This window comes from Streptomyces poriferorum (assembly GCF_019399235.1).
In the GTDB taxonomy this organism is placed as follows: domain Bacteria; phylum Actinomycetota; class Actinomycetes; order Streptomycetales; family Streptomycetaceae; genus Streptomyces; species Streptomyces poriferorum.
The window spans coordinates 1-7570 of record NZ_JAELVH010000362.1 but is presented as its reverse complement, the minus strand read 5'-3'; the positions used below and the strand labels follow the sequence as shown (position 1 = coordinate 7570).

The 7570-nt window shown below is 73.0% G+C and carries 7 protein-coding genes; 4 read left to right on the top strand and 3 right to left on the bottom strand.

The window, feature by feature from the left end; translation table 11 throughout:
• Positions 1–212: 212 nt before the first annotated feature.
• Complete coding sequence (gene secD / locus JGS39_RS35795; protein ID WP_219573935.1) at positions 213–2492, top strand: protein translocase subunit SecD; 2280 nt, start codon at positions 213–215, stop codon at positions 2490–2492.
• A 142-nt stretch (positions 2493–2634) separates the two neighbouring features.
• Positions 2635–3378, top strand: coding sequence for a YoaK family protein (locus tag JGS39_RS35790; protein ID WP_219573936.1), 744 nt, complete (start codon positions 2635–2637; stop codon positions 3376–3378).
• Here JGS39_RS35790 and JGS39_RS35785 read toward each other — a convergent pair.
• Positions 3368–4177, bottom strand: a complete 810-nt coding sequence (locus JGS39_RS35785; protein WP_219573934.1) for a helix-turn-helix domain-containing protein — start codon at positions 4175–4177, stop codon at positions 3368–3370. The two genes, JGS39_RS35790 and JGS39_RS35785, sit on opposite strands and share 11 nt — an antisense overlap.
• A gap of 60 nt (positions 4178–4237) precedes the next feature.
• On the opposite strand from JGS39_RS35785, the gene JGS39_RS35780 reads away from it, so the two are divergent.
• Positions 4238–4543, top strand: coding sequence for a 4a-hydroxytetrahydrobiopterin dehydratase (locus JGS39_RS35780; protein ID WP_219573933.1), 306 nt, complete (start codon positions 4238–4240; stop codon positions 4541–4543).
• 13 nt (positions 4544–4556) lie between these two features.
• Here JGS39_RS35780 and JGS39_RS35775 read toward each other — a convergent pair whose 3' ends face one another.
• Positions 4557–5519, bottom strand: coding sequence for a LysR family transcriptional regulator (locus JGS39_RS35775; protein WP_219573932.1), 963 nt, complete (start codon positions 5517–5519; stop codon positions 4557–4559).
• 302 nt (positions 5520–5821) lie between these two features.
• On the opposite strand from JGS39_RS35775, the gene JGS39_RS35770 reads away from it, so the two are divergent.
• Entirely contained in the window at positions 5822–6562 is a 741-nt protein-coding gene (locus tag JGS39_RS35770) for a class I SAM-dependent methyltransferase (RefSeq protein WP_219573931.1), read from the top strand.
• A gap of 69 nt (positions 6563–6631) precedes the next feature.
• Here JGS39_RS35770 and JGS39_RS35765 read toward each other — a convergent pair whose 3' ends face one another.
• Positions 6632–7498 carry a Rossmann-fold NAD(P)-binding domain-containing protein gene (locus tag JGS39_RS35765; RefSeq protein ID WP_219573930.1) on the bottom strand — a complete coding sequence of 289 codons (867 nt, stop codon included), beginning with the start codon at positions 7496–7498 and terminating at the stop codon, positions 6632–6634.
• Positions 7499–7570: the final 72 nt, after the last annotated feature.

The following is a 7570-nucleotide window of genomic DNA, read 5'->3' as shown; positions in this document are numbered from 1 at the left end:
TCCCCCTTTCCGTGCCCGCCCCGCCCTTCGTGGCCGCCGGGCGTCCGAGCGCGGCGCTTCCCGGCGTGCGCGGGCCTCCGAGGACCGCCGTTCACCGGCCCGGGGACCACTCACCGGTCCCGATCCCCAACACCGTGCCGCCTCCGCCGTCCTGACGCCCTTCGCGGCGACCGAGGAGGGGCGGGTGCGGCCGCTCCTCGGAGGAATCACGCATGACCCGCGCCACCACGGTGCGGGCAGTTCTGGCTGCGGCCGTGCTGCTCGTCTCCGTGCTCATCACGCTGACCATGTCCCCCAGACTTGGCCTCGATCTCCAGGGCGGCACCCGCATGGTGCTGCAGGCCAAGGACTCCGACACCGCGAAGGCCGACCGCGAGAGCACCGACCGCACCCTGGAGGTGCTGCGCAAGCGCATCGACTCACTCGGCGTCACGGAGCCGACCCTGACCCGTTCCGGCGAGGACCGGATCATCGTCGAGCTCCCGGACGTCCAGGACCCGCGCAAGGCGGCCGACGTCATCGGCAGGACCGCCCAGCTCACCTTCCACGGAGTCCAGGGCCCGGACGAGCCGGCCGGTGACGGACCGGCGCTCCCCGACGAGGAGGGCCGCACCCTCGCGCTCGGCCCCGCCGTGATCTCGGGCGCGGGAGTCAAGGAGGCGTCCGCCGCGTTCGACGCCCAGCAGGGCGCGGGATGGTCCGTCTCCCTCGACTTCCACAAGGACGCCGGCCGGGACTGGACCCGGCTGACCGGCGAAGCGGCCTGTCACCCCGTCCAGGACGAACGGCGCCGCGTCGCCATCGTCCTCGACAAGAAGGTGATCTCCTCGCCGCAGGTCTCCCCGACCGTCGCCTGCAACACTGGACTGCCTTCCGGATCGACTCAGATCACCGGCTCCTTCAGCGCCGACGAGGCCCGTGAACTCGCCCTGCTGATCCAGGGCGGAGCACTGCCCGTGCCCGTCGAGATCGTGGAGCAGCGAACGGTCGGCCCGACGCTCGGCGCCGACGCCATCGACGCCAGCGCCCGCGCCGCCGTCATCGGCGCCGCGGCCACGGCGCTGTTCATCACCGTCGTCTACCGGCTCTTCGGCGCCCTCGCCGCCGTGGCTCTCGGGGCGTACGGGGTGATCTCGTACGCCGCGCTCGTCGCGCTCGGCGTCACCCTCACTCTGCCCGGCCTCGCCGGGTTCGTCCTGGCCATCGGGATGGCGGTCGACGCGAACGTGCTGGTCTTCGAACGGGCCAGAGAGGAACACGCGCTGCGCCCGGGCAAGTCGCTGCGCACCTCGCTCACCGCCGGGTTCCGGCACGCCTGGAGTGCCGTCGCCGACTCCAACGTGACGACGCTCATCGCGGCGGGCCTGCTCTTCTTCCTCGGCTCGGGACCGGTCAAGGGCTTCGGCGTCACTCTGGGCATCGGCGTCCTCGCGTCGATGTTCTCCGCGCTCGTCATCGCCCGCGCCCTCACCGAGACGGCGGCCCGTTCGCGGTTCGTCAGCGACTACCGGGGCGTCAACGGCATCGCGAGTCCGGGCAGGGTCCGGACCTGGATCAACCGCCGTGATCCGCAGCTGATGCGCTCCCCCCGGCGCTGGCTGCTGATCTCCGCCGCACTGATCGCGGTCGCGGTGGCGGGCATCCTGGTGCGCGGCGTCAACCTGGGCGTCGAGTTCACCGGCGGCCGGCTCGTCGAGTACTCCACCAGCCGCCCCGTCGACGTGGAGAGCGCGCGCACCGCACTGGCCGGTGCGGGCTTCGGTGACGCCGAGGTCACCACGGCGGGCGCCGGCGACATCTCCGTGCGCACCGGGGACCTCGACAACCACGACGAGTACGCCCTGCGCGCCGCCCTCGCCGAGGAAGGCGGCGAGACCACCAAGGTCCGCGACGAACTCATCGGGCCCAGCCTGGGCGACGAACTGCGGCGCAACGCCCTGATCGCCCTGGCCATCGCGGTGCTCGTCCAATTGGGCTACCTGGCGATCAGGTTCCGATGGACGTTCGCCGTCGCCTCCGTCGGGGCGCTCGTCCACGACGTCGTCATCCTGGTCGGGGCCTTCGCCTGGCTGGGACGCACCGTCGACGGCATCTTCCTGGCTGCGCTCCTCACCGTCATCGGGTACTCCGTCAACGACTCCGTCGTGGTGTTCGACCGGGTCAGGGAACTGTGGGCGAAGGCTCGCAGGAAGCCGCTGTCCGACGTGGCGAACCTGGCCGTCCTGCAGACCGTCCCCAGAACCGTCAACACCGGTATGGGCGCCCTGTTCATCCTCGTCGCACTGGCGGTGCTGGGCGGCGACTCCCTCGCGGACTTCGCCCTCGCCCTGCTGATCGGCATCGTCGTGGGGACGTACTCGTCGGTCATGACGGCCGTCCCCGCCGCCCTCCTCCTGGAGCGCGGCAGCAAGGCCCCGCCTCCGGCGCACACCTCGCGAAGGAAGTCCGGGGCCGGGCGCCGGGACCCGCTCGACAACGGGGCACGTGTGTAGCTCCGAGCCCTGCCGGGCCGTCGTCCCTGCGCCGTTCGAGCGGCGCGGGGACGACGCGCCCCGGTCGCGCCCATGGCGGGGGACACGACGGGACCATCCTGATCAACCGTCCCGCGATCGGAGCGCACCCGTGCCGATGCCCGTGCCCGTAGTGCTGCGTGAGGCATGGACCACCCTCGTACCGGACATGAGCGACCGGCACGGGCCGCTGCCGCCCCTGATGCTCGCCCTGACCGTAGTCACCGGGCTGGTCGATGCCGTCAGCTATCTGGAACTGGGCCGGGTCTTCGTCGCGAACATGACCGGGAACGTGGTCTTCGCCGGCTTCGCCTTCGCCGGAGCCCCCGGATTCTCCCTGGTCGCCTCGTTCGTCGCGCTCGGCGGGTTCGTGGCCGGGGCGGTGACCGGGGGACGGCTCGTCCACCGGTCCCACGCACACCGCGGCCGCATGCTGCTGCACGCACTGTGCGCGGAGACGACGTGTGTCCTGGCGGCTCTCGTCGTCACGCTCGTCTCGGGCAGCCCGTACACCGGCGGTGTGCGCTTCACCCTCATCGCGCTGCTCGCCGTGGGCCTCGGTCTGCAGAACGCCGTCGCACGGGCGCTCGCCGTTCCCGACCTCAAGACGACCGTGCTCACCCTGACCATCACCGGTATCGCCTCCGACGGACGGCTCGCCGGAGGGCCCGGCAGCAAGGCGGGCCGCCGGGTCCTCTCGGCGGCCGCCATGCTGGCCGGAGCTCTCGTGGGCGCCATGGGCGTCCTGCACGGGCACCCGGTCCTGCCGCTCGTGCTGGCCGTGGTGATTCTGGCCGTGGCGTGCCTGGCCGCCTGCGTGCTGGCACGGGCGGACGCCCCGTGGACCCGGCCCCTCGTCAGTGGATGAGCGACCGCAGATACGCGGCGGTGGCCGCGTCCGCCGGCAGCAGTGTCTCGATGGCCAGCTCCGCGACCGTCACGTCCATCGGGGTGTTGAACGTGGCGATGGACGCGACGAAGGAGAGCACCTGCCCGCCGTGCTCGATCACCAGGGGCAGGGCGAAGGGCACCGAGGACGAGGGCGCGGACCGGTCCGCCTCACCCTCCGCGCCGGCCGGTACGGGATAGCCCGCGACCTCCTCGTACAGCGCACGCAGCTCCGCCGAACGGACCAGCGCGATCTGACGCTCCATCTGGGCCAGCAGGTCCGCCCGCCACTCCCTGAGGTTCCGGATGCGCGGGGCCAGGCCCTCCGGGTGCAGGGTGAGCCGCATCGCGTTCAGCGGCGGGGCGAGCAGGTGCTCCGCCACCCCGTCCAGCATCCGGGTCATCCCCTGATTGGCCGCCACCACGGTGTAAAGGCCGTCGACGACGAACGCCGGATACGGGTCGTACCCCTGGAGCAGCCGCTCCATGCCCTCCCGCAGCGCGCCCATCGCCGGGTCGTCGAGCGCGGTCTCCGTGAAGCGCGGGGCGTAACCGGCGACCACCAGCAGGGCGTTGCGTTCCCGCACCGGCACGTCCAGATGGCCGGCCAGCCGCAGGACCATCTCCTCGCTGGGGCGGGAGCGGCCCGTCTCGATGAAGGAGATGTGCCGGGCCGAGGAGTCGGCCCGCAGCGCCAGCTCCAGCTGGCTGATCCGGCGTCGCTCCCGCCAGCTGCGCAGCAGCGGCCCTACCCCCGTGTCAAGCGCGACAGTTGTCATACCGAGACCGTAACGTCACCGGCATCGTCGACCGAACCCCGCTAGTGAGGGAGCCACCGCATGCCCGCCGCACCGCTGCCGAAGGACGAGATCGAGCGCCGGCTGCGCGAAGTGCCCGGCTGGACGCTGGAAGGGGACCGGATCACCCGCACCTACCGGCTCCCGTCGCATTTCGCCGCCGCCGCACTCACCGTGCACGTCGCCCGTATCCAGGACGAGCTGAACCACCACTCCGACCTGACGCTCGGCTACAACACCGTCGCCCTGTCCGTGAACTCCCACGACGCGGGCGGCAGGGTCACCGAGAAGGACCTGGCCCTGGCCGCCGCGGTCGAGGACGTCGCCCCCGGACACGGCGCGGAGTAGACCCGCCCACCGGTCAGGACGCGGCACCGAAGCGGGGGTGCGCGGCGAGCCAGCGCGTGTAGCTGTCGCTGCGCTCCACCGCCTGGGCGTACGCCGCCCGGGTGTGCCCGCTCACCGCTCCGGCGGCCGCCGACGCGGCAGCGGAGCGGGGGTGCCAGCCCAGCAGATGGCGCCAGCTGAGCGGCGAGCCGGTCACCGGGCGGGTCACCACGCCCGGCGTCGGCGGGAACGTAGCCCGGCAAAGGCCGACCGCCCGGCCCACCTGCACCAGATGGACGACGGAGGCGGTGTCCGTCTCGTACACCGACACCGGGCTGAAGCCGGCCCGTGCGCAGGCGGCCACGAAGCAGTCCGCGAAACAGCCGTCGCCGGGCACATCCACCCAGCACTCGTCGGCCAGCGCGGAGAGCTCCAGTTCGGTCTCCCCGGCCAGCGGGTGGTTCTCCGGCAGCATCACGAAGACCGGATCGATCCCGATGACCTGCCACTCCAGCCGGTCCGTCACCGGTGGCGGACTCTCGCCGCACGCCCCGATCAGGACGAAGTCCAGTCGGCCGTCGACCAGTTGGGAAGCCAGTTCGGTCACCGACCAGGCGGTGTACGTGGACACCGGTGCCGTCGGGTGCGCCGAGGCCAGCCGGTCGACGAGCCCGCCGAGCAGTGGTCCGTGCGTGCCGCCCAGCCGGAAACGCTCCATGGCGCCCCACGCGTTGGCGAACCTCACCGCCTCCTCCTGGAGCTCACTGACCGCGGGCAGCACCACCCGCGCCCGCTCCAGCACCAGTTCGCCCAGCAGCGTCGGCCGCGCACCCGTGTGGTCCCGGTCGAACAACGGGCCGCCCAGCGCCTTCTCGATCCGCCGCAGCTGCGCGCTCAGCGCAGGCTGGGCGAGCCCGAGCGCGGCGGCCGCCTTGGTGAGGCTTCCGGTGTCGGCTATGGCACGTACGGTTCGCAGATGGCGCAACTCCAGCTCCATAAACGCAAGTTATGGCCCCGGTGGCCCACCGGCAATACGGGAGTCGCCTCGGCGTCGTGTCGCCCCGTCGATTCCCGCCCTGTCTCGTGCGACGGGCGTCGCCTCCGCGCCGTGCGGTGCGACGGGCGTCGTCTCCGCGCCGTGCGGTGCGACGGGCGTCGCCTCCGTGCCGTGCGGTGCGACAGGCGGCTCGTCTCCGTGCCGTGTGGTGCGACAGGCGGGCTCGTCTCCGTGCCGTGTCGTGACAGCGGGCGCCCGACTCCTCGGCACGCGCTCCCGGGGCGTGTCGTACAGTCGGCCGGATGCTGAACTACGACGGCGAGGCGGCCGCCTACGACGCCACGCGCGGTGGCGTGCCCCGGGCGGAGGCGGCCGCGGAAGCGGTGCTCGGCCTGGTCCCGCCCGCTGCCCGCGCCCTGCTCGACATCGGCTGCGGCACGGGAATCGTCACCGAGCGGATCGCCGGTGGACGCCCGGGTCTGCGGGTGTTCGGCTCCGACGCCGCTCACAGCATGGCCCGCCTCGCCCGGCAGCGTGTAGGAGGTGTGGTGCTCGCCGACGCACGCCGGCTGCCGCTGCCCGACGCGGCGGTCGACGCGGTGACGGCCGTCTGGCTGCTGCACCTGCTGCGCGAAGAGGGGGCCGCGCGAGCGGTGGTCGCGCAGGCGGCCAGGGTGCTGCGGCCCGGTGGCGTGTTCGTCACCACGGTCGACAAGGACGCGGGGCACGACGTCGGCAGCGACATCGACGAGGCTTTCGCGCCCTACCTCGCGCCGACCCCGTCCGACGGTACGGAGCGGATCACCGAGTACGGCGCCGCGCACGGCCTCGACGTGGTGGGCGGTGCGGTGTTCCGGGGGCGCGGGCAGGGACGGACCCCGCTGAGCGCCGCACGCGCGGTGCGGCGCGGCTACTACGCCTCGCGCCTCGCACTGCCCGGCGCGGCGGCCGAGCAGCTCGGCCAGGTCCTGGCCGAGCTGCCCGGACCCGACCGCCGGCGCGCGGACCCGCAGTACCGGCTGCTGGCGTTCCGCCGCCGGTAAGCATGCCCGGGAACTCTGAGTCCGGCGCGCAGCGCGACCTCCACGGGCGGCGCCCCAACCGCGTACCGGTCACGCGTCCCAGGCGCCGTTGCGAGCCGCCGCGGCGGCGAACGCGGCGAACGGCTTCGGGTCACGGCCCAGAGCCTGCTTCACCCCGTCGGTCACCGGCGCGTTGTGCCCGTCCAGCAGGAACGTGAACAGCCCGGCGAGGAAACCCGCTTCGGCCTCCGGGACCCCGTACTGCCGGAGCATCGCCGCGTACTGAGGGCCCGTCACCGCGACGTAGCGCACCTCGCGCCCCGTCGCGCCGGTGAGTTCGGCGGCGGCCTCGGCGAAGGTCAGCGCGCGGGGACCGGTCAGTTCGTGGACCGTGCCCCCACCACCGTCCCCGCAGAGCGCCGAGACCACCACATCGGCCAGATCGTCGACGTCCACGAACGGCTCGGAGTATCCGCCCGCCGGGAACACCACCTCGCCGCCCAGAACCCCGTCGAGCAGCGCCCCCTCGCTGAAGTTCTGCGCGAAGAACGCCGAGCGCACCACCGTCAGTTCGGCATCACCCGCAACCGCGCGCAACGCCTCCTCCGCCACCACGGCCTGAGGCTCGCCCCGTCCCGAGAGCAGCACCAGCCGCCGCACGCCGCACCGCGCGGCGATCTTCCCGAAGGCACTCATCGCCTCGGGTGCGCCGGGCGCCGCGAGATCGGGGTAGTACGCGACGTACGCCGCGTCAGCGCCGCTCAGCGCAGCCTCCCACCCGGACGGGTCCGTCCAGTCGAACGGCACCTCGCCGCTGCGCGATCCGGCACGCACCGGCACTCCGCGCGCCGCCAGCCGTGCGGCAACCCGGCTGCCCGTCTTGCCCGTGCCGCTCGTCACCAGCACCGGGCGTGCACCGGGGACTTCCTGCATCTGCTTCTCCGTGTTCCGTGTCATGGCTCCAGACTCCCCGCCCCGCGTGCTCCATCCCCGAGCCGCTCAGCTCCCTACGCGTGCGTCTACGCTGCC